This window comes from Niallia sp. NCCP-28 (assembly GCF_023168165.1).
Taxonomy (GTDB): domain Bacteria; phylum Bacillota; class Bacilli; order Bacillales; family Cytobacillaceae; genus Niallia.
The window spans coordinates 108689-129377 of record NZ_BQYJ01000007.1; the positions used below are offsets into that span (position 1 = coordinate 108689).

The following is a 20689-nucleotide window of genomic DNA, read 5'->3' on the forward strand; positions in this document are numbered from 1 at the left end:
TAATCTCATCAGAATCATCTTCTAATACAATCTCTTTTACTGATATCTAATATTGTGTATCGATGCAGAAACGGTGCCTATACCACTAGCAGTTTCTATACTATAAAGTTTGATATTTTAATAGAATATAGTTCAAAAGTTTCGATACTATTTTACCATATTTAACCTTTTATATACACTAAACTCTATTTTTGGAACGATATCAATGATCCTTTTTCATCATAGTATCTAAAAAAAAAAGGACTAGCTCTTGGCTCATCCTTCGTCTCGACATGAAATTAGATAATTTCATATTTTTTTAGTATCGTTAGCAGTAAATCAAATTGCTTGTTAATTGTAGTCCTTTCTTCCCCTACTGGAAACGCTATAGGGTCTTTTGTGCCTGTTACAAGGTAGTCACTAACACGGTTATTAGCAAGGAGTTTATCCTGGATAAAGCTTTCAAAAGCCCTCGCAGTAAGCTCAATAATATCTGCCCAATATAGCTTATTACCTTTATCTAGCTTCATTGAAGCTGAAACATAATTAGAGAGATGTGATGGATAAGGAATTTTTTCAACTCTTTCTCCTGTTTCTTTTTCATGAAACCATGCTAAGGATAAAGCAAACTTTTTTAGATCTCTTTGCTGTTTGGTTAGTATTTTCTTTTCCATATCAGTTAAATCACCTGACCCATAATACTTTTCCATCTCAAGAGAATCCTCCAAATCAATTCTTTGCATTTCAGTATATTCTTCCATGCAAGCTAAAAGGTCTCCATTATAATTTCTATATATCTTTCTAAACTCTAAGCCCCTATACGAAACGCCTGATTTATTGGTATTTTCGAAGTGAGAAATACTATTTCCGCTCCTAATAGTCTTTATCAGGTCCTCATAAGCATTAATAACCGTTTTATCTATGTGGGAACCTAAAGTATCTACATTGGAAGCATATCCCCTTCTAGAGGTATCTGCATGGCTTAAACAATAGATATAATGATCAAGAGCATGCCACCATTCATGAGCCAGAACACCTAGTGATCCTTTGTTTTTCGTCATATTAATAACTCTCGAAAGAGCTTCATAATGTGCAAGAGCTTGTCCTCCTCTTCCTCTAGCTCCATATGCCATACCTAATGTTCCCACCTAGAGAAAGTGTTTTATAATCAATATCTAAAACCTCTGCTAAATCCATCATGGCTTCTGAAGAACGAATCAGATGCTCTATAGCTTTTTCATCGTCTAATGGCAATAGGTAAGACTTTGAAGTTATCTCCATCTTTTCCCCTGCCCCACACCGTACGTGCGACTTTCACCGCATACGGCGTTCCATCGAGTCTTAAGTCTCTGTAAGACTATCCATATTACACCTCACAATGTAATAGGACTCCTTATCCTCACATCTAGTTATTTATAATCTCTCTATATTTACTTAGTTTTTTGTAAACTTTTACGTCCTTTTCGTCTAATTCTTTCATATGAATTTTAGAGTGACATGTTTTGCATAGTGTAGCCAAATTGTTTAATTTGTTCACCTTATCTATTGGAAGTTTGGGGTTTATATGATGGCAATGCACAATAGTAGAAGTTACGTTCCTTCCACAAGCTTTGCATTTACCTTTATCCCTGTTACATGCGTAGTCCCTGTTTAAAACAAATTCAAAGTTGTATTTATCTGAACTAGTTCCTGTATGCTTTAATTTACGAAGTACAATATTATTCATATAACTTTCATCGTAGATTGTAGGTCTAGCTCTCTTTAATTTACGTTCAGATTCCTTTTCATATAATATTCTTCCATGTTTCGTGTATGGTGTCATTTCTGGTTTGAAGTTTAGTGCCTTTATACATTTTGTATAAGATAACTTCGTCAATCCTATTTTCACCGAGTCCACTTCGATATAAGGTCTTTCAGCTGCGCTATCTTTATGCCTATCAGTTCTATTGTCTAGTTTATTGGCAGGAATCAACCATTCTCGATAGTTTCTTCCTTTGTATAGTTTAGAAAAAGATTTACACATAGAGTGATATAGCATGCTGTCTTGTTTGCTGAACAGTTTTGCGCTATTGGCTATTTTGTAGTAATTGCTGATACCTATTAGTTCCATATTGATAGTTTCAATTTCCTTAGCAATATCCCAAGGATTGGTATTGAATCTAATGTTTCTGATTTTCCTTTTAACATTAGCAGTTTTTGCATGGAATTTTATCGGATTAGGTACCGCTTTACCTACTATGCTATTTTTTAATCTTGACTTCTCTGCAAATATGTCGAATCCCAAGAATGTCATTCTTTGTTCCCTTAAATCAGTAATGAATGTTTTTTCTTTGGATAGTTCGATTTTCAGTACATGTTGGTAATACTTCTCAGTTTTGAGTAATAGTCTTTCGGCATTTTTCTTTGTTTTAGTTAATATTATCCAATCATCAGCGTATCTTATGAGGAAGCAAGGTTCATGACGTTTCTTAACTTTTGCAATTCCTTTGTTTTTATAGTCTTTCAGGGAATATCTAGCCGGGTGCTCCTCGTATTCTTTTGCAATTAACCGGTCAAAGGAGTTGAGATAGATGTTGGCTAACAAGGGAGAAATAATTCCACCTTGAGGAGTTCCGGAATCAGATTTTTGGATATGTCCATCTTCCATGATTCCTGCCTTAAGCATCTTTTTTACAAGCGTTAAGATTCGTTTATCCCTTATTCCTATGCCCCATAATATGTTTATCAGTTTGTTATGATTAATGTTGTCAAAGTAGCTTTTGATGTCACCTTCAACTGCATAATAAGTTTTGCTTTGTCTTATTATGTTAATCACTCTAGCGATTGCATGTTCCGCTGAACGATAAGGTCTAAAACCATAACTATGTTTAAAGAATTTTGCCTCTGCTATAGGCTCGATTACGATTCTGACCAATTCTTGAATGATTCTATCTAATATAATCGGTATCCCCAGAGGTCTTTTCTTACCGTTAGACTTTGGTATCCAAACACGTCTGACTGGAGCAGGTTTGTAATTATCAATCACTTCACGAATGATTTTAATTAACTCCCCATATTCCATTTGTAGAAAGTGATTTATGTCCTTTTTATCAATACCGTGAGTAAAACTGCCCTTGTTGCTTTTAATATTGTGAATGGCTGTTTTAATGGTTTGCTCTTCCTTCATAATTTCAACTAGGTTGAAGAACGGTTTGTTTGAATTGCTGCTAATTTCATATAGATTATCTAGTTTTTCTCTGAGTTGTGTTTCACTTTTGATAGGTAGTCTTTTATCCCTCATTATTACACCCTCATTACATTATATTTAGAGAGTTAATGGTTAACTGTTTAATTCCCACATTCCACTTATAGTAGAAAGGTTCATTTAGACTAACTTTCTTGTGAGTTATGGATAAGTACCCGACTGGTCCCCTTCGCTCCATAAGAGTTACCCCATTTCTTCACTACTACGGGACCGCTGCCACTCAATTATTTCTCTAATGGCTCCTCTTAAGCCTTGAATTAATTGAGCTTCCCACGTTCCTCTATTCCTATCCCTTATTTTACTGTGCCTTAGATTCTTACTTTACGCCGACGATACTCACCAACCTTGATTAACCGTAACATGTTGGCTCGTCATTACTAGCAACTACGACACTAGTAAGACGTGGAATCATACATATTCCCATATTCATATAGTTCATCCATTCTCGTGGTTTTCTTCCTTTGACCTATATTAAGAAGAAGATTCGGTGACGACGCTTCAAACATAAGTTCCTTGCGTAATCATAGCTCAGTTTTTAAGGACTACCGCATTATTTTGATTGTTTATAGGTACAACCTCAAATTACGACTTTACCTAGCTCTACACCATTTACCCAAGAGGGGGTATCTAGCATATAGGAGTATCATAGTCAGGAGATTTTGGATAAAATCGGTTATTTCTCCTGGATAGGGATTTCACCTATCAAATTGGAATAGAAGTTAGGCTTATATACATTCATAAGCCCTTCAATTTCACGCTACCGCGTTTATATGAGAACGTGGCGCACCATAATTCCCGAACTGAACGCCTCTATATCCGAAAAAGGATATTATGTCTTCTGGTTTTTGTATACTACTTGGACTTCCTCCTTTTCTATCAGGACGTTCTGGTAAGTCCCTTAACCATGAAGAGGATTTTTTCTTTGGTTTAGAAACAGACTTTTTAGTTAATAACTCTTCCCAGCTGTTTATTAGAAAGGCTGTTTTAAAACTACTTCGAAACCCACCTTTTAAATAGAAGTCTCTAAATTTAGATCCAAGAACACCTAAGCGAGCAGGACCATTATATTTGTCTTTATGTTGTCTTTCTGTACGTAATTGATTACCTAGACGGTTAATAAAAGGGGCTACATCATCAATTACTCGAAGATCTTCCATACAAATCAATAAATATTGGGCAGCTTCCATAAAGGATTTACGCCCTTCTCTTGTTTGGTTTGCCGGTATATTATCAACACGATGAAGGATTAATTGCTTTAGTTTCGCAATAGCCGGTTGAGTTCCTTTTTCCTTTTCTGCCTCGAAAGAGAAATACTTAAAAAATTGTTTTTTAGAAATTAGTTCTTCAGATAACATAGGATTAATTTTTTCTATTATCTCTAATAGTTCTGAGCTTTGCTTTTCTTCAAATGCTTTTCGCAGCTCTGCAAGCTCTTTTCTCGAACCTCCTATAAGCTCTCCTACATCATAAGAAACCTTATTTGTAGCTTGTTTCTCTGTTCTAATATCTCTTATCTCAGTTGTCTGATCCATAAATAAACTTAATTGATTAGTCATTTATTTTTCCTCCTATATAAAAAGGACTAGTGGCTTTACCGCTAATCCTCTCAAATTCTTTATATTAGTAAGATTGATATTCCTCTTTGATTAGTAACTACACTAACTTTTTTATTACCCCTTTAGGACTGATTAGTTTTACAGAAACATCCCTTTTGGTCTTGGTTTTAGTAATAGTTGTTTTTCCGCCATTATCATGATTTTTCACTTCACTCTCGACAACTTTAGAGACGACTTCGATTCCTTGTACAAGATGATAATTATCTCCTTCACCTATTTCTCCATTAATAGCTCCACTGGCCATTAAAAGGGACAGCTGACCTTGATTTAAGGGTAGAATAGGATCTCCTCCAATGACCAATTGTCTTGGCTTGGTACGATTAATAAAAGCGGTAAAGACTTTACTATTCTTTATTCCTTCTACAAAATCACTTTTATTCCCAAGCTTCGTGTAGAATGTCTTTAATTCTTGAATACCAGCGGGAACTTCCCATTTTTTATTAGCTCTTATAATATGGGCAATTGAGTTCACCTTTGTTTGAACAAAAACCTTTGATTCCATTTGAAGTAGAAATTTATATAAATCCTTATTAACTTCCTTATCTTTACCACTCTTCTTTCTTCCAATGAAAATACAATGATTATAATCGTCGTAGTCTTCATCCAAAAATCGCATAATCCCAACATCGAAAAAATGGGATGCTAGAAATTGGGCAATCTGGTTATCTGCAAATCGATAGGAAGGAATAATATAAATCATTATGCCTCTTTTAGATAAGTACCGAGTATTGCGATATAAATCGTTCCATTCCTTCTGATCAGAAGAGTCATCTTCCCTGATATTCATACTATTTGAAGGATTTAAAAATAGTAGCAATACAGCTTCGTTTTGGATAATCATGCTTTCTATGGGAGCATTTATACAATGCTGTAGGATCTCCTGTGCCTTTAAAGCTCTCTGTGTGTTTGTTTCTATCCCATACGTTGTAATCTTACAATTATCATTCTGGAAAGGCTGTGCAAGCTGATGAAGAATTTTTCCTTCTCCGCAATTGGAATCAAACCATACTCCACTACCTGTTACACTTAATAACTTTAATAGCTTATCCCCTTGTTTTTCTGACATTTCAAAGAAACCGCTGCTTACTTTACTTCCTACATTGTTCATTATTAATTTCCTCCTAAATTCTAAGTACTCTGTAATTAGAAAAACGTTCATTCTAAAACAGAATGAACGTTTCTCTTTCCTCTTTTGTAGGTTCTAATTAAATATCGAAGAAATAACCTAAGAAATCTCTTTTTATTCGAACTAATAAACTTACGTCTTTTTGATAATTTGTGCTCATATTATAATTTTTATCTCCTTTAAACCTCCACATAACTTTGTCACCAATTGCTTCTTCAATAGATTTTACAAAATTAATGACTTCCTTAACTGCGTATTTTTTTGAGTCCGATTTAGCATGATAAATGCGACGATCTCCATTTTTAAAGATTATCTCTGCACTCATTCGTGTAGTTCTTTCATAAACATTAACTGTCTCCATATGCCTTCTACAATCCTCAAATACCTCATGATTGATTGATAATTTATTAGTAGTTGTGTTCATTCTTCTTCATTCCTCTCATTTATAAAATTTGTTTATAAAACGCAAAAAAGCGCCCAGAGAGATCGTTTAATAAGCATAACAATGCCATTAATTTCGATCCCAAAGGACGCTGCGTTTATTAAGTAACCTGCTAACCAAAAGTGGTTGCTGAAAAATTAAAAATAAAAATATATTTATACACTAATATTACTATCTAAATTTGTGATATTCAACTAAATAATTATGGGTACCTAAGAATTTAAGTTTTCCCACTGTAAATGTGAAACTGTTCGTTATAAAATATGTATATAAGGAGGATTCTATGGATAAATTACAAAATATTTCAATATCAGCACTGGTAGTATCGATTATAGCTGTTATTTTAAGCTATTTAACTAATATGAAAGTAGAAGCACCACATCCTGATGGTAATTCAACTACGATGGATATTAGTTATATTTATGGAGAGGCTGCAGTAATATTTAATAAAATAGAGCCTTACGGGATTTGGGGAATAATAATTTCATTTGTGGCATTAATTTTCATTAGATACTATCGTAGGTCTTATTAAGAAAAAGAGATACCTGAACTAAACTGGTATCTCTTTTTATGTTAACTAATGAATTATTGAGAAGATGAAGATATAGATTTTTTATTTCTTAATGTGTCTATCTTAATATACGTTAATCTTCTCCATAAAAATTCAATTGGGCCTTGTTTAAATAAGAGTAACCAAATGTAACTTAACCAGATTTGGAACACAGCCACTATAAAGGAAATTATTATTAACTTAGTTGGAGGCAATGTTCCATACAAATGGAATACCTTAAAAATGACGAACCCTATTATGTTTTGCAGTAAGTAATTACTCATAGAAGTTCTACCGATATTGCCAATTAAGGAAAGACTCCCTTTGAGCTTGGTTATCATCAATAAAATACTCAGTCCGTAAAATAAAGACATAAGCGGATTACCAATAGATTCAGCTGCTTGCAAGTATAGTAATGAATTCGGCTTAACAACTGGGAGTAGTTTAATAGTTAATCCCACAAGCCCAAATACTACCCAAAACACATAGTGTTTTTTAGTTATATTCAATAGAATGGATTTACTCTTAGCAATCAATACGCCAATTAAGAACATAGGGAATATGCTCATATAGAGATATGGTAAGTTTCCTGGCTGGTAGGTATTTAGCCAATCATATAAATTTTGTAGAAATCCTACTGTTCCGCCTGATTGGTAATTCATTATAACCGAAACTATATAATTGTAATCAAGATATTCAGCCGGATCATAGTTATAGCCAATAAGGTTATAGAGAATTACGACATTAGGCAGTAAAACAATGGCTATCATTAAACTTATAATCCATTTTGGGGCCTTATAAAGCGGTAATAATAAAAATCCAAATAATGCATAAACGATTAATATGTCGCCATACCATATAAATAAAGCATGGAGTATTCCTATCCCCAGCAATATAAACTGTCTCTTAGAAAAAAGTATGTAAGGGTTATTCCCCTTTGCTGCAGATCGTTCCATAAATATGATAAAGCTGAATCCGAATAACATGGCAAACAGAGAGTAAAAATTCCCTTCCGCCAAGATAAATAATAACTTTTCAATTAACCGGTCATGACTTGATGTCCATAGGCTACTTGGAAAGCTATCATATAAAATCGGAGTACTTAGAGGCAGTATATTAGCAAATGCAATACCTAATATAGCAAAGCCTCTTATGACATCAATGGAATGAATCCTTTCTAATTTATTCATTTCTTATCCCTTCTTTCAGAAAAAAAGACTCCCCAAACATGGCAAAGATAACCTTCGCTAAGTTTGGGGAGTCCCATTAGTCTAATTTTTTATTAAATAAAGCATAGCAACTATTGTATATGTAGTCAATATCCTTTAAATGCTATACTTTTATATTTTTTGTTGAACACTCTAGTATCACTTCTGGAGTAACAGTATATTCACGTAGTCCAATTCAAACATACGGTAAAATAAAAAAAGAAACTCGTGTTTCGAGTTTCTTCTATCATTAATTGTTACTTTTGTTATTTAAGTTTAATTCATCCAACATTCCATCAAGTTCTTTAAATATTTGAGCCACTTTATGATCTCTTTCTTGACGACGCTTCTCGTTTAGTTCAAGTTGACTTTTAAAATGGATCGTTTGAACTGCATTAGTTTCTTGCATAGTATCCTTCTTTTCTACTTGTACGGTGGACATTAGGAACGCCTCCTTCTTTCTGTTGATAAAAGATAAGACTTAAAGCATGGAATAGCCGAAATATTTCTTCATTATTAATGATATCACTATTTCTTAACAAATACCATGCTTTACGATTAATGTCATCGTACATGTGAAAGTTCATTATCCAGGCTTTTTTTCCGTCCACTCCTAACTTCATTCGAAAAGAAATAATATTATAATTATTTCGAGGTTGGTTAGTCCTGGGTTCTTTTAACTTTCCTTTAGAAACAGCTACTACGGAATAATCCTTGTACTTATTATTGTCTATATTGATTGTTTCAGGACTGGCACCTGTTGTACCAACGTCATAAATCTTTTTCAATTCTTTTTTTCCCAATTCCTCATAAATAGTAAAACCAGAAATAAATCGTAGATCTGTTATATCATAAACACCATTTGCAATTCTAAATAGAATTACATTCACATCGGCTTGTAACTCGATTAAGTAGCGGAGAATTATGTCTGTTTCGGTTGCCTTATCTCTGATTTCTCTTATGAACTGTTTCGATTTTTCTATCTTAACAGTAAATTGTTCTTTTAATAATTGATTCTCCTGTTTTAACTCGGCTTTGTCCCGATTATACTGTTCTGTAACAACACTAATAGTCTGAGAGACATTCTCTTGTTTTGTCAGAACTCCCGTCACATAATCATAGAGTCCTGCATACGAAATGTCATTTTCTACTGCATAACTTATTAAGTCATATTCCTGTTTTCGTTGCTTTTTGTAGGAAGGTAGATGAAATGCAGGATCGTTAAATATCAACATTCTTTTCAAATAAGAGGGGACTAACAATGCAAATAACACGATCAGTACGCCCAATATAAACAATCCCTTCAAATAAATTGGCCACTCTGTTAATATTCCAGTGGAAAAACCAGCTAGGATACTCCCGATCACTGGAATAACAGTAATATTTACATTCTTAATGCCTTTAAAAATCTTTAATAATTTTTTCATGTCTTTAAATAGAAGAGTAATCAAATGTGGTATCCTACCACTTTCTGCGTCTATCCTTCTATTAATTCTTTGTATTTTTCTTAAAACAGGATCTACTTCACTGGAAATCCGTTCTAGTGAAGTATGATAGTTAGTATTTTGATTACTCATATATTCATCTCCTCTAATAAATCCTGGTTGATAGTTTATAATCTAGTACTCCTCTAATCTATGAGAATAAAAAAAGAGACCTAGCTTGATCTTGATAATGCGAATGCTTCTAGGTCTCTCCATTATTTTACTGGTTTAATGTTTAATGGCTCAAAAATACACCATTCTTTAAAATCCTTATAAGCTTGCGGCAAAGAGGTAGAAAATAATAAAAATTCCTCTTCTATTCCTACAACATTGAGTGTAGCTGCATATAAGCTTAAATTAATATTCTTGTTCGAAATTCCTGAGAATTTTCCCTTCGTCACTAACATGTTTGTATTATCTTTAACTACCAATGTAGAAAGAGTTCCTTCCTTCCATAAAACAGGAAGAAACTCTTCTTTAATAAGTACATTTTGGTGTTCGAGATTAGAAATACTAAAAAAATTCATTCTTCTCATCCTTTCCTCTTCCTCCCATTGATTAGTTTATAATGCTACGTAACTTAGCTATATTTACACTAATACCAAGGCCCTTAAATCTTTCCTGTACCAAGTTTCTAGCATGGTTTTCCTCCATTGCTAATACCTCGATTTCCTTTATTAGTTTTTGATCAGCAAATTGCACAAAGAATGAAACGATATAATGTTTCCTTTCTGTTGCTCTCCCTTTGTATCTTTCATCTCTTGGATTCACGATTCTAACTTGTTCTGTATGTAGATAGGTTAGTAGCTCTCCAGATTCTATTTCTATTAAGGCATTTTCGTCTTGAAGTATATTTATGATGGTCGTTTTGCCAGAAGCTATTTGATGCCCATCCATGTATATACAATACGGTTCTATTCGGTACATGTTTTTTTGAGTAAAAAATGTAATACTCATGCTATAACTTCCTCCCCAAACGAAAACAAATCGAATTCTTTAGGAGATAGATCTTCCCTAATAAAATCGATTTGTTTTAAAGTCTCTTTTAATTTTAATTTTTGATTCTTTCTAATTCTCTTCTGAATAATTAAGGAGTCATTGACCACAGTCAAAAAAATATCTCCTAACACGAATAATCCTCTGGCATCAATCATTTTACAAGAAGGCCTCTTCATTAATTCATTTATCCAATCTTGGGAAGTCTTGAATGGATAGTCCAGGATACAATCAATATTAGTTACTTGTGCCCCCAGACATCCTATAGATAAGTTGAATAAATGGTAACCTCCTGAAATATCTCCGTTAAAATATACCCGGTAACCTTTTAGTAACTCTCTAGATTGATTTTGAAAAGGTTCTATACGAAAGGTACTTCCATCCATATTCCATTCCAAATCATTTTTCTTTTTTGTAAACCTTAATCCTTTTAATGCATTTTCTAACTCATTGGGTTCCATAGGGACAAAACAAGTAAGTTTGTACATCAAATTCCTCTCCTATCTCTTTTTCTTCTTTAAAACACAAAAAGAGCCTTTAGGACAGTCTTTAATAAAGCAAGTTTGCTTAGACTGAACCCAAAGGCTCTAAATTTAGTAAATAACCAAAGAAAAAATAACAAAATGTAAAAAAATCTATAGGTTCATTTTACCTTTTTTATTTACTTGTTTCAATAAGTGTATTTAATTAATGAATTGTTGTCTCGATTTCAATTTGTTTAACGAGCTCATAGGCTTTCTTTTCACTAATATTCTCGGAAGAAGCTAGATCATCATAAGTTCCCATTTCCAAAACTAATTTATATTCACTTGTAAGTTGTTCTATTGGTGTTTCTGTTAACTTAGCAGCCATGACTTCATCTTCCACGATGGAAGAATTGGAATAGAAAATTTGTTTGTTTACAGAATAAATCTCGACTAAATTCCCTTCTGAATGGAAATAAGACTTTTTCGTATAGTAATTTACGCTTTGTTCACCATTAATAAGCAAATGATTATGTAATAACATAGTATCAATCCTTTAATATTTTTATCTTTCGTTTCATTTTCAAGTAGTTTTCAACTCGGTTATAATTTCATTTTAAGGCAGAAAGACTATCACTTTGTGTCAATTATGTCAGTATTATATTAAAAAGGAATAAAAATCTTTTACTACATTGTTAAAATTATAATTAATTCTTATATGACTCGTAAAGCCAATATCCCCAACTGGATAACGGCAGTTTTTTTATTTCATTAATTTTCGATATATGAATCGTTGAAGCAATAAAATCAGTACAGTAAATACATAAATAAATATGTAAGTTATTAAAGAACCCAAGAGTAGAAACAACCCGAATATTGAATAAATTGCATGCCCTGCATTTATAATTGAAAAGTATTCATTGCTATAAGTAGTAAGATCATTTATTAAAAATACAATAGTAGGAAAAAGAGCCAATAAAAATACAAAAATAAAATTTTGTTTTAAAGTCATGATTTCTTTTTTTAATATCAAATAGTTCACTAGTATAGTAAGAAAAATATTTATGAGTAATACCATTATTCTATTTTTTCCTTTCTAATCAAAATGGAGAATTAATCTTAATTATTTTAGATTTTACTATCCTTTGAATTCTTTTTACTATGACTTATAAGTTATAACTTATAACTTATAATCAGATAATAATTTATAAATATGGGATAATTATACTATAAAACAAACTTCTGGGATATGTGTTGGTTATCAACCTATTTATTGATCTTAGATAAATAGGTAAGGCAATCTATAAGAATAGTAGCAGATACCCCATTCCGCTAATCGAAATGTAGGAGCTAAAGCAATTAACCCACCAGCATTTGCTGGCGGGTTTTATTTTTTATTACATATTATTGATTAATCCTTGTATAGCTGCTTGTACAAATCCTTGTACATCTTCTTTAAGCAAGTATTCTATTACTGCCCCTAACAACATCTCTCCTAATCCAATCAATAGTTTTTCAACTAATTTTCCTGGCATTCTCCAGTTCACCTTTAATTTGATCCCTAATTCAGTAACCTCTTTTGTTTTTGTAAAATTAAAATCTAATTCTGTTTTCATCTACAAGTTCTCCTTTTAGTAATTTATTAATAGATTTGATTTTCACTCTAGTAACGGGGAATCTGCTTATTTATGACGCTAGATTCCCTGGATTTTTTGTTTATGCTAATTTCACTGTTAACTTCCTTCTTGCAAACCTTAAACAGTAAACACTCTGTTTTCAGACATTCATTTACTAAAGAGCAACAAAAAAAGAGCTGATTTAAAATCAACTCTTCTCCTCTCTCATATATGTTGCTAACTGATCGATTCCATTTTAAGTAACCCCTTCACTATATATAGCAATAGCTTTACTGTTTGTTGCACTTTTTTAGAGAATTTAAAATATCTCCTTATTAAAGAGGGCTTAAAACCTGTATGTTTTACAGGTATCCACGAGAAGGTTTCACTTTCTATGTGTTTGAAAGGCAAAGAAATTAACAGGTTTTTCAAAAAAAGTTCCGAAATGTATAATTTTTTTTGTTTTGACACAAAGATATTTAATAAAAAGTAAACAGAAAGGAGAATTTAGATGACAAAAGAACCAGCCAGCTACAGGATAAGACCTAAGTTAAAGAAGGAAATCGATTCTTATCTCTCTCTGTTGAAGGCCCAAGGACATATCGAAGATTACGGAGAAATGCTTGAAATTTGCTTTCCTCTATTCAAAAGAAGAATGGACATAGAAAAGTTAACAGGGTTTCGAAAAGAAGCAGTTTTATCCGTGGAGAGGGCTTATGAGACCTCTTGGGATGCTATTAATAGGTTATCCTATGAACATGAAATGGAGATAAAAGCAGTTAAATCTGCGGCAGAATTCGAATCGGAAAGATACGAACAACAAATAGACGCTCTCTTGATATATAAAATGAAACATGAGGAATCTGAAAAGATTATTGCCTCTCTAGAAAAAGAATTAGAAAAGGCCCAAACTACTATTGAAAAGGATAGAAAGCTTCATTATAAAGAAATGAAAACCTTAGCTTCCTCTAAATTACAACTATTACCCGTTGAAAATGATAATGAATTAGCAAATTGACACATCCTACATCCTTTAGATGTGTTTTTTCGTTTACATGTTTACGTGTTTACTGTTTACGTGTAAACATAATAAAAGAAAAACCTTCTGTCAAAAACAGAAGGTTTCCTTTTAATACACTCTATGATATTTGTAAACTTTTAAAACATCATCTATTATCTCAATGTCAACAGTATCTTGCTTGATGACTCCATTGGTATACTTAACCTCAAAATCAAACTGAGCGGGACCTTTCTTTAAATTGGTTGGATACTCTTGATGCTTTTCATCGTAGATGAAACCATCATATAGAACATCCGATAATGAAGATAAGGTCTTTGTAATCTTAACAGGAGTGTTATCGGTTTGTTCCGCTATAAGTGTTGTTTTAACATACTCAATAGGATAACTAGAAACATCTGCCTGCAGGAAAAACTTTTCGCCGCTATAGAATTTATCTAAAGAATGACCTAATTCATTGTGCTTTTCTAACCAATCTTCCGCATGGTTCACATGCCCAATTATGATTAAAGGTTTGGCGTAAAACCAGGTTTCCACCTCTGTCGTATCATATCTATCGTTCACTTCAACCGATAGATCATACCGACCTTTTTCGCTTTCTTGTTGTTCATAACATACCGTACTACCAGAGATTACTCCATTTTTCTGGAGGACTAACGATTTTGTCGTATAATTTTTATTAATATAAAGCTTTACATCCATTTTTTGTCCATCAGGGTCTTTCACATCAACACAGATATTTACTGTATCACCTTCAAAAACATCATCAGGATTATACGATAATGTCACTTCAGGTACTCTGTTTTTTACCACCAGTGATTTTGTTTTACTAGCTGTTTCCCCACTGTCGTCCTTCACTATTAATCTAATTTTCCACTCTCCGATGGTATCAAATACCCTAGAAGGATTTACACCAGTTGAAAAACTATTCCAGGTAAAGGAATTTGGTGCTTGGTATTCCCACTGATATGTTAATGGATCTTTGTCTACATCATTTGATTGGTTCTTAAATGTAACATTTGTGTTGTTATAGATAGTCGAAGGACTAAACGTGAAATCCGCAACCGGTGGTCGGTTTTTCACTTCGATTGTTTTACTAATCGAATCACTTGCGTTACTACTATCTGTAACGGTTAGTTTCACTTTCCAACTTCCTTTTTGATTAAGGACCTTGGTAATATCCTTAACGGTGGAGATTTGCGTCCAAGTGGTTTCATTTGGTTTCTGCATTTCCCATTTATACGTAAGGGTATCTCCATCTTCATCACTAGATTTGTTTGTAAACGTAAGATTCGTGTCATTATAAACGGTTGTTGGATTATAGATATAATCCGCTTTTGGCGGTCTATTTCCAACTGTCACTGTTTTTGTCATCGAATCGCTCGCTTTGTTGTCATCCATAACGGTTAAACGAACCTTCCAATCGCCTTTTATCTCAAGAACTTTACTCGTATCTTTCTCCGTCGAAATCTGAGACCATGTAGTTGTGTTTGGTTTTTGAACCTCCCACTTATAAGTTAGTTTATCCCCATCAACATCTGTTGAGGTATTTTTAAATACTACATTGGTTTCGTTATATATGTCTTGTGGACTGTAGGTAAAATTAGCAACTGGCGGCCTATTTAATACTTTAACCGTTTGAGTGACACTGTCACTTGCGCCATCCCCATCTGTAACCGTTAAACGAATTTTCCAATCTCCTTTTTGAGGGAGTACTCTGCTGGGTTCTTTATCCGTCGAAAAGCTCGTCCAAGTAGTTGTATTCGGTGCTTGATACTCCCATTTATATGTCAAAAGATCTCCGTCTTTATCCGTTGAAGCATTGGAAGCTTTAACTACCGTATCATTATAAATAGTTTTAGGACTATAAGTAAAGACAGCTGTAGGAGGTCTGTTTCCTACATTTATAGTCTTGGTTACATTATCACTAGCTCCCGTTACATCTGTGACAGTTAGGCGCACTTTCCAGCTGCCCTTTTTGTTTAAAATACGATTAGGATCCTTAGATGTCGAGAATTCCGTCCAAGTCGTAGAGTTTGGTTCTTGAGCCTCCCATTTATAGGTGAGCGTGTCCCCATCCTCATCGGTAGATAAGTTCTGGAAACGAACATTCGTATCATTATAAATGGTGTCAGGGCTGTAGTTGAATTTGGCTACCGGCGGTCTGTTATCTACTGTTAGAGTTTTTGTAACAGAAGTAGAAGCTTCACCATCATTTACAGTCAAACGGATTTTCCAGTCTCCACGTTCCTCGAACACTTTCCGTGGATCTTTTTCTTTTGATAAGTTATTCCAACTGTCCGTTCCCGATTTTTGATATTCCCAAGTATAAGAAAGTGTATCTTTATCTAAATCATTCGATTTGTTGATAAAAGTGACCTCTGTATTGTTATAAATGGCTGTAGGATTCCAAGTGAAGTCTGCAACCGGCGGTCTATTTATGACATATAAATAGTGGCGAACGGATACTTCTTCTTCCCCATCCGATACAGTTAGCTGGAAGGTATAGTTTCCTTTCTCCAAAGTGAATTTATCCGGAGTTTGGTCAGTCGAGAATACTTGGTAATTCGAATCATCTGAACCATAAGGTTTCCTTTCCCATTTATACGTAAGAGAGTCTCCATCCACGTCACTGGAAGTATTAATGATGCCAATAGAAGTATCATTATAGACGGTGTTACTAGGATCAAAAGAGAATTTAGCAACCGGCGGTCTATTTATGACATATAAGTATCTTCTAACCGATGCCTCTTCTTCCCCATCTGAAACGGTCAATTGGAAGGTGTAATCTCCCTTCTTCATTTTGAAGTTTTCTGGTGTTTTATCCGTTGAAAAGACTTCATAGTTGGAGTCATCCGATCCATAAGGCTTCCTTTCCCATTTATACGTAAGGGAATCTCCATCAATGTCAGAAGAAGTATTAACTATTCCTATAGAGGAATCGTTGTATACTGTATTGCTTGGATCAAACGAAAATTTAGCTTCTGGCGGTCTGTTGTTTACATACAGGTAATGCCTAACGGATGACTCTAATCTCCCATCAGAAACAGTTAGTTGGAAAGTGTATCTTCCTTTAGCCAGTTTAAACGTTTTAGGCGTTTTAGATGTAGAGAACACTTCATAGTTCGAATCGTCCGACCCATAAGGTTTCCTCTCCCATTTATAGGTTAATGTATCTCCATCTGGATCAGAAGAGTCATTTATTAATCCTACAGAGGTATCATTATAGACCGTGTTGCTTGGGTCAAAGGAAAACTTAGCAACTGGTGGTCTATTTGCTTGGAAGTCAAGAATAGCTTGAGATCCTTGGAAGGTCCAATAGGATGTTTGAGCCCATTTCTTTTTATTTTTATCAACGGGGCTAGTTACGCCATACCAAATTGCAGTTTGTGATTCTTCATAATCGATTGTAGTGTACTTTTCACCTAAGTTAAAATAACGGTCATCACCTAAGTCTGCAATAACACTAGGTGCTGACTCTCTAGGTTCTTTTCGTCTTAAAACACCAGTATTATTCATTCTAAGTAAATCTGTATTTTGTCCACTTGATAATGAAAGTTTCCCTCCACTATATTCCTTATCAGTGAAGTCAAATGGCAGTATTAAAGGAGAATATACAATGTGATCATCAACTCTTTTTACAATAAACAGTTGGTATTTAGAATTTTCATCTTCGGCAAATAGTTCTTCTAAAGGTAAGTACGCTTGATAATTAACATCTGCGTATCTCATATTACAATCGTCAACATTTTTATTTGTTGAACCAGCAGGACATTCATTCCAAACACCGGACCCTTGGTTGTTATATTCAAGATCCTCAGTTGCATCAGCTTCCCATTGGATTGTTTTATAAATCTTTACTGAGTTTAAATCACGTTCCCCTGCAACTTTCTTTGCTGCGATATAAGTATCTTGATTAGTTGAAGTATGTTCTTTATAACCCATTATTACTGACCAACCACTAAAATGAATATAGGGTTGCTTTCCCTTACCGAAATCTTTGTTGACTACCTCATATCCGTTCTCAACATACTTATTCATGTAAACATCTGAGATAATTCTTCTACCTGTTGTATTTGGAAACTCTTTATCTCCAACAGTGGAATTCCAATTAGTTTTTACTTTTGAAGGTACATTGTAAATATCATCATCCCCTGGAGCTGCATAAGCACTTGGAATAACGAAAAGAAACAAGCTAAAGAATACTACTAGTGGCATTACATATATGAATCTTAAATATCTCATTTGCCTCCTACTTTCGAAAGGTAGGCTTTTTTAATGGCAGTTGTGTCATTAAATTTCCTCACTCTCCTAGATTAGATTTAGCAAAAAAAAAACAACCCAAGAAACTATAGATAGAGAGACTCTATCTATAATTCTTGGGTTGTTCCCATTAGTTTTATGTAATTTTGCTATATATTAATTCTATAGCAATTTAACTGTTAAATCAATATATATTTAGCGCAAATTCAACTAGTTCATACATATAACGATAACGTTAATTATTTTTATATTGATAAACCGCTGCTTGTCTAATCATGGATAGATTACCTTTAAACCAGCGAGGACTTTCGGTAGTCATTACTGCAATAATAGAGGGACCTTCTATATTTTCTAATATGTGATAATTAGAATTAGAATAAACAAAAGGGTAGCTATCTGTGTTGCTGTCATCAATAAACTCTAAGTCAACAAGATAAAGATCTTGTTTGAAAAAGGAGGAATCAGTTGGGTTATAAACATATCCTGCAGTACTCGATAAATCTAGGTTATTTTCCAAACTAGCCTTAAAGTTTTCCATCGCTTTGTTTTGGTCGAAAACAATCTTACCTTCCGAAAGAGCTTCCTGTTCAACAGCCAAACCTGAATCGTGGACTGCTATTTCGGTAGCGTTTTTCAGCTGCCTAATGGCGGTTTTATCGGCATCTAAATTAAATTGGATTTGAGTAATTAATGCAAACAGTAATACAAATATGATGGTTCTTAATGTAGTAGCCATGAGATTGCTCCTAGTTTACATATTCGCTTAAGATTTTAGTATGTTTCGTAATGGTGCTTGGACCTTGGTTGAAAATATCCAATATGAAAATAAAAGTTCGAGGTACCTGTATACTGGCTTCCATATACTCATTTCTAGGAGTTAATGTTTGAGTAGCTGTTATGTTAATTTTCGATTCATTAAAGTTATAATTTTCAACCAATGTTTGTTTCATATCTTCTACAATACTTGGTGAGAATTTACCTTCTATAGATGCTTGCTTAGCCCCTTCAGCAAGTACTACTTCCACAGCCTCACGATTAAGACTATCTATATAGGCAAGTATGGGAGCGAACATAATGTTCACCGCAATAAAAATCGTCATCCATTCCGCTAATGCTTTAGCCATATCAAAACCCCCTTATTTTTATAAAAGGAAAGGAGCAATTATAAAATAATAGTTGCTCCTTTCTTTTATTCTTTATTTTCCTGAGCCATCAGGTAGGTTTGTTTGCATGTTAGTTACCTTTGTTCCATATGCGCTTGTTTCACTGTTAATTAGGTTGTAACCTCCAATGAATAAGAAAGCTGAGATACAGATTACTGTTATTGCGATTCCTAAAAATGTTGATAATGATGTTTTCATGTTAAATTGTCCCCTTTAATAGTTAATTTTTAGTTGATGTTCGTTCTGTAACATTTCTTCATGTTTCGTGTTTTTATCGGCTAATGCGCCAAAACTAATTCCAATGACCAATGACACCATGATAATGGCCGTAGCCGCTAGTATCATATAAACAGCAAGCGTCTTTGACATGTGTTGCTTCCTCCTTCTTAACTGCTGTCATTAGTGTAAGTCGCCACATCATCAGACAGATCCTTCATCAGATAATAGAGACCCCCAAAGATAAAGGTACTAATTACGATAGCTGTTAAAGCAATTGTCATATAGGTTGCGATGGATTTTTTCATGGAAATCACCCCCCTTAAATAAAAAGTAAGTATAAATGAAGCGAACAGTAAGCAAACAGAATGTTTAGCCTCTTGTTTGTTGTAAAATTAGCGTTACCATAGAAACAATTAAAACAAGGAAGTTCAGTATAATTAAGAAATGCGTCACCTTTACTGGAATGTTTAAGACATCGTTTGTAATCTTTGTTTTTCTTCGGTAGTTTTCTATTTGATTCTTCACAAACATTTGATGCATGCCTCTTAGTTGTTGCAGAGCTGTTTGTCTGTCCATTCCATCCAGGTTTTTAATTACTCCAATTAAAGCGGCCGATTCCTTAGAATCTATCTCCATTAAAAAGTTATCTAATGCGGTATCAGATCCTAAATCACTCGTCCAAGTAGATAATAGCCTCGTTAATGGTTGTTCTAGGTAGATGAAGTAAGGCTTCATACTTCGAAGAACATTATAGGTATTGATTCTGTTTACCGTCATCATCTCTATTTCATTGATTAATAAGTCATAAAGCATAAATACTTCGGAATGTACTTTTGCTTGTTGAAAGTTAACTACTCTTTTCATGACAAAGTTAAATATAGAGAAAGGAAAACTCGGTAATGAAAATAAAATCAAGATGAGAATGACGATACCACTGATATAACTTGTTTGAGTGATGGTTCCTTCCAGTAGCAATGGGATTAGTACATAGTAGATAATGAGAAATCCATATATACTTCCAAATAAAAGGTAGTACCTAAGCCCATTTAACCCAAGAGGATATTGTGCTCTTCTGAGTTGGTCCTCCGCTTTAGAATGTTTAGATCCTTCAATTAATTTGTTTCTGCTTTTTTCAATGCTGGAAGATAAACGAATTCTATAATTTTGGCGTTCTGCTTTCGTACTAAGGCCGGTATACACTAAGATTCCAGCAATAATAGATAAAGAAATGACAATTAGATATACAATGACATTCATCAATTTAAAAAGTACAATTTCATTTTCCATCTTGTTACCTCCCG

At 33.7% G+C, this 20689-nt stretch carries 23 protein-coding genes; 2 read left to right on the forward strand and 21 right to left on the reverse strand.

What is annotated here, in order from left to right:
• Positions 1-278: 278 nt before the first annotated feature.
• The 6 genes from NCCP28_RS18135 to NCCP28_RS18160 form a co-directional block, all read right to left on the reverse strand.
• Positions 279-1112 carry an LPD1 domain-containing protein gene (locus tag NCCP28_RS18135; protein WP_127739895.1) on the reverse strand — a complete coding sequence of 278 codons (834 nt, stop codon included), beginning with the start codon at positions 1110-1112 and terminating at the stop codon, positions 279-281.
• On the reverse strand, positions 1096-1260 hold the full coding sequence (locus NCCP28_RS18140) for a hypothetical protein (protein WP_164849720.1): 165 nt from the start codon (positions 1258-1260) through the stop codon (positions 1096-1098). Before NCCP28_RS18140 ends, NCCP28_RS18135 begins: the two co-directional genes overlap by 17 nt.
• Before the next feature lie 124 nt (positions 1261-1384).
• Positions 1385-3259, reverse strand: a complete 1875-nt coding sequence (gene ltrA / locus NCCP28_RS18145) for a group II intron reverse transcriptase/maturase (RefSeq protein ID WP_127739896.1) — start codon at positions 3257-3259, stop codon at positions 1385-1387.
• 716 nt (positions 3260-3975) lie between these two features.
• Complete coding sequence (locus NCCP28_RS18150; RefSeq protein WP_127739898.1) at positions 3976-4779, reverse strand: hypothetical protein; 804 nt, start codon at positions 4777-4779, stop codon at positions 3976-3978.
• 97 nt (positions 4780-4876) lie between these two features.
• Positions 4877-5947, reverse strand: a complete 1071-nt coding sequence (locus NCCP28_RS18155; protein ID WP_235856657.1) for a DUF6094 domain-containing protein — start codon at positions 5945-5947, stop codon at positions 4877-4879.
• A 97-nt stretch (positions 5948-6044) separates the two neighbouring features.
• Positions 6045-6389, reverse strand: coding sequence for a DUF6018 family natural product bioysynthesis protein (locus NCCP28_RS18160; RefSeq protein WP_127739900.1), 345 nt, complete (start codon positions 6387-6389; stop codon positions 6045-6047).
• A gap of 301 nt (positions 6390-6690) precedes the next feature.
• Between NCCP28_RS18160 and NCCP28_RS18165 the strand changes: the two genes are divergently transcribed.
• Entirely contained in the window at positions 6691-6939 is a 249-nt protein-coding gene (locus tag NCCP28_RS18165; protein WP_127739902.1) for a hypothetical protein, read from the forward strand.
• A gap of 53 nt (positions 6940-6992) precedes the next feature.
• Here the strand turns inward: NCCP28_RS18165 and NCCP28_RS18170 are convergent, their stop codons facing one another.
• The 8 genes from NCCP28_RS18170 to NCCP28_RS18205 all read right to left on the reverse strand — a co-directional run bounded on the left by NCCP28_RS18170 (position 6993) and on the right by NCCP28_RS18205 (position 12725).
• A complete protein-coding gene (locus NCCP28_RS18170) occupies positions 6993-8147 on the reverse strand; it encodes a DUF418 domain-containing protein (protein WP_127739904.1) in 1155 nt (384 codons plus the stop codon).
• Positions 8148-8415: 268 nt separating this feature from the next.
• The gene (locus tag NCCP28_RS18175) at positions 8416-8607 is read right to left on the reverse strand and encodes a hypothetical protein (RefSeq protein ID WP_127739906.1); all 192 of its coding nucleotides are present in this window, start codon (positions 8605-8607) and stop codon (positions 8416-8418) included.
• The gene (locus NCCP28_RS18180) at positions 8561-9742 is read right to left on the reverse strand and encodes a hypothetical protein (protein WP_127739908.1); all 1182 of its coding nucleotides are present in this window, start codon (positions 9740-9742) and stop codon (positions 8561-8563) included. The genes NCCP28_RS18175 and NCCP28_RS18180 overlap by 47 nt, the downstream gene beginning before the upstream one ends.
• A 122-nt stretch (positions 9743-9864) precedes the next feature.
• Complete coding sequence (locus tag NCCP28_RS18185; RefSeq protein WP_127739910.1) at positions 9865-10185, reverse strand: hypothetical protein; 321 nt, start codon at positions 10183-10185, stop codon at positions 9865-9867.
• Between the two features lie 22 nt (positions 10186-10207).
• Entirely contained in the window at positions 10208-10606 is a 399-nt protein-coding gene (locus NCCP28_RS18190; RefSeq protein ID WP_127739912.1) for a hypothetical protein, read from the reverse strand.
• Entirely contained in the window at positions 10603-11133 is a 531-nt protein-coding gene (locus NCCP28_RS18195; protein WP_127739914.1) for a hypothetical protein, read from the reverse strand. Before NCCP28_RS18195 ends, NCCP28_RS18190 begins: the two co-directional genes overlap by 4 nt.
• Before the next feature lie 199 nt (positions 11134-11332).
• Entirely contained in the window at positions 11333-11653 is a 321-nt protein-coding gene (locus NCCP28_RS18200; RefSeq protein ID WP_127739916.1) for a hypothetical protein, read from the reverse strand.
• Between the two features lie 853 nt (positions 11654-12506).
• Positions 12507-12725: a hypothetical protein gene (locus NCCP28_RS18205; RefSeq protein ID WP_127739918.1), complete on the reverse strand. Its 219-nt coding sequence runs from the start codon at positions 12723-12725 to the stop codon at positions 12507-12509.
• Positions 12726-13236: 511 nt separating this feature from the next.
• Between NCCP28_RS18205 and NCCP28_RS18210 the strand changes: the two genes are divergently transcribed.
• Complete coding sequence (locus NCCP28_RS18210; protein ID WP_127739920.1) at positions 13237-13743, forward strand: hypothetical protein; 507 nt, start codon at positions 13237-13239, stop codon at positions 13741-13743.
• A gap of 111 nt (positions 13744-13854) precedes the next feature.
• Here NCCP28_RS18210 and NCCP28_RS18215 read toward each other — a convergent pair whose 3' ends face one another.
• The 7 genes from NCCP28_RS18215 to NCCP28_RS18245 form a co-directional block, all read right to left on the reverse strand.
• A complete protein-coding gene (locus NCCP28_RS18215; protein ID WP_248562705.1) occupies positions 13855-17475 on the reverse strand; it encodes a PKD domain-containing protein in 3621 nt (1206 codons plus the stop codon).
• Between the two features lie 766 nt (positions 17476-18241).
• Positions 18242-18742, reverse strand: a complete 501-nt coding sequence (locus tag NCCP28_RS18220; protein WP_127739924.1) for a peptidase M23 — start codon at positions 18740-18742, stop codon at positions 18242-18244.
• 10 nt (positions 18743-18752) lie between these two features.
• Positions 18753-19130 carry a hypothetical protein gene (locus NCCP28_RS18225; protein WP_127739926.1) on the reverse strand — a complete coding sequence of 126 codons (378 nt, stop codon included), beginning with the start codon at positions 19128-19130 and terminating at the stop codon, positions 18753-18755.
• A 72-nt stretch (positions 19131-19202) separates the two neighbouring features.
• Entirely contained in the window at positions 19203-19367 is a 165-nt protein-coding gene (locus NCCP28_RS18230; protein ID WP_164849721.1) for a hypothetical protein, read from the reverse strand.
• Between the two features lie 15 nt (positions 19368-19382).
• Positions 19383-19538: a hypothetical protein gene (locus tag NCCP28_RS18235; RefSeq protein ID WP_164849722.1), complete on the reverse strand. Its 156-nt coding sequence runs from the start codon at positions 19536-19538 to the stop codon at positions 19383-19385.
• A 17-nt stretch (positions 19539-19555) separates the two neighbouring features.
• Complete coding sequence (locus NCCP28_RS18240; RefSeq protein ID WP_164849723.1) at positions 19556-19693, reverse strand: hypothetical protein; 138 nt, start codon at positions 19691-19693, stop codon at positions 19556-19558.
• A 64-nt stretch (positions 19694-19757) separates the two neighbouring features.
• Entirely contained in the window at positions 19758-20675 is a 918-nt protein-coding gene (locus NCCP28_RS18245; protein ID WP_127739928.1) for a hypothetical protein, read from the reverse strand.
• Positions 20676-20689 lie beyond the last annotated feature (14 nt).

Coding starts and splice junctions, on each gene's coding strand:
- NCCP28_RS18135 (WP_127739895.1), bottom strand. CDS start 1,112: ATGGCATATGGAGCTAGAGGAAGAGGAGGACAAGCTCTTGCACATTAT.
- NCCP28_RS18140 (WP_164849720.1), bottom strand. CDS start 1,260: ATGGAGATAACTTCAAAGTCTTACCTATTGCCATTAGACGATGAAAAA.
- ltrA (WP_127739896.1), bottom strand. CDS start 3,259: ATGAGGGATAAAAGACTACCTATCAAAAGTGAAACACAACTCAGAGAA.
- NCCP28_RS18150 (WP_127739898.1), bottom strand. CDS start 4,779: ATGACTAATCAATTAAGTTTATTTATGGATCAGACAACTGAGATAAGA.
- NCCP28_RS18155 (WP_235856657.1), bottom strand. CDS start 5,947: ATGAACAATGTAGGAAGTAAAGTAAGCAGCGGTTTCTTTGAAATGTCA.
- NCCP28_RS18160 (WP_127739900.1), bottom strand. CDS start 6,389: ATGAACACAACTACTAATAAATTATCAATCAATCATGAGGTATTTGAG.
- NCCP28_RS18165 (WP_127739902.1), top strand. CDS start 6,691: ATGGATAAATTACAAAATATTTCAATATCAGCACTGGTAGTATCGATT.
- NCCP28_RS18170 (WP_127739904.1), bottom strand. CDS start 8,147: ATGAATAAATTAGAAAGGATTCATTCCATTGATGTCATAAGAGGCTTT.
- NCCP28_RS18175 (WP_127739906.1), bottom strand. CDS start 8,607: ATGTCCACCGTACAAGTAGAAAAGAAGGATACTATGCAAGAAACTAAT.
- NCCP28_RS18180 (WP_127739908.1), bottom strand. CDS start 9,742: ATGAGTAATCAAAATACTAACTATCATACTTCACTAGAACGGATTTCC.
- NCCP28_RS18185 (WP_127739910.1), bottom strand. CDS start 10,185: ATGAGAAGAATGAATTTTTTTAGTATTTCTAATCTCGAACACCAAAAT.
- NCCP28_RS18190 (WP_127739912.1), bottom strand. CDS start 10,606: ATGAGTATTACATTTTTTACTCAAAAAAACATGTACCGAATAGAACCG.
- NCCP28_RS18195 (WP_127739914.1), bottom strand. CDS start 11,133: ATGTACAAACTTACTTGTTTTGTCCCTATGGAACCCAATGAGTTAGAA.
- NCCP28_RS18200 (WP_127739916.1), bottom strand. CDS start 11,653: ATGTTATTACATAATCATTTGCTTATTAATGGTGAACAAAGCGTAAAT.
- NCCP28_RS18205 (WP_127739918.1), bottom strand. CDS start 12,725: ATGAAAACAGAATTAGATTTTAATTTTACAAAAACAAAAGAGGTTACT.
- NCCP28_RS18210 (WP_127739920.1), top strand. CDS start 13,237: ATGACAAAAGAACCAGCCAGCTACAGGATAAGACCTAAGTTAAAGAAG.
- NCCP28_RS18215 (WP_248562705.1), bottom strand. CDS start 17,475: ATGAGATACGCAGATGTTAATTATCAAGCGTACTTACCTTTAGAAGAA.
- NCCP28_RS18220 (WP_127739924.1), bottom strand. CDS start 18,742: ATGGCTACTACATTAAGAACCATCATATTTGTATTACTGTTTGCATTA.
- NCCP28_RS18225 (WP_127739926.1), bottom strand. CDS start 19,130: ATGGCTAAAGCATTAGCGGAATGGATGACGATTTTTATTGCGGTGAAC.
- NCCP28_RS18230 (WP_164849721.1), bottom strand. CDS start 19,367: ATGAAAACATCATTATCAACATTTTTAGGAATCGCAATAACAGTAATC.
- NCCP28_RS18235 (WP_164849722.1), bottom strand. CDS start 19,538: ATGTCAAAGACGCTTGCTGTTTATATGATACTAGCGGCTACGGCCATT.
- NCCP28_RS18240 (WP_164849723.1), bottom strand. CDS start 19,693: ATGAAAAAATCCATCGCAACCTATATGACAATTGCTTTAACAGCTATC.
- NCCP28_RS18245 (WP_127739928.1), bottom strand. CDS start 20,675: ATGGAAAATGAAATTGTACTTTTTAAATTGATGAATGTCATTGTATAT.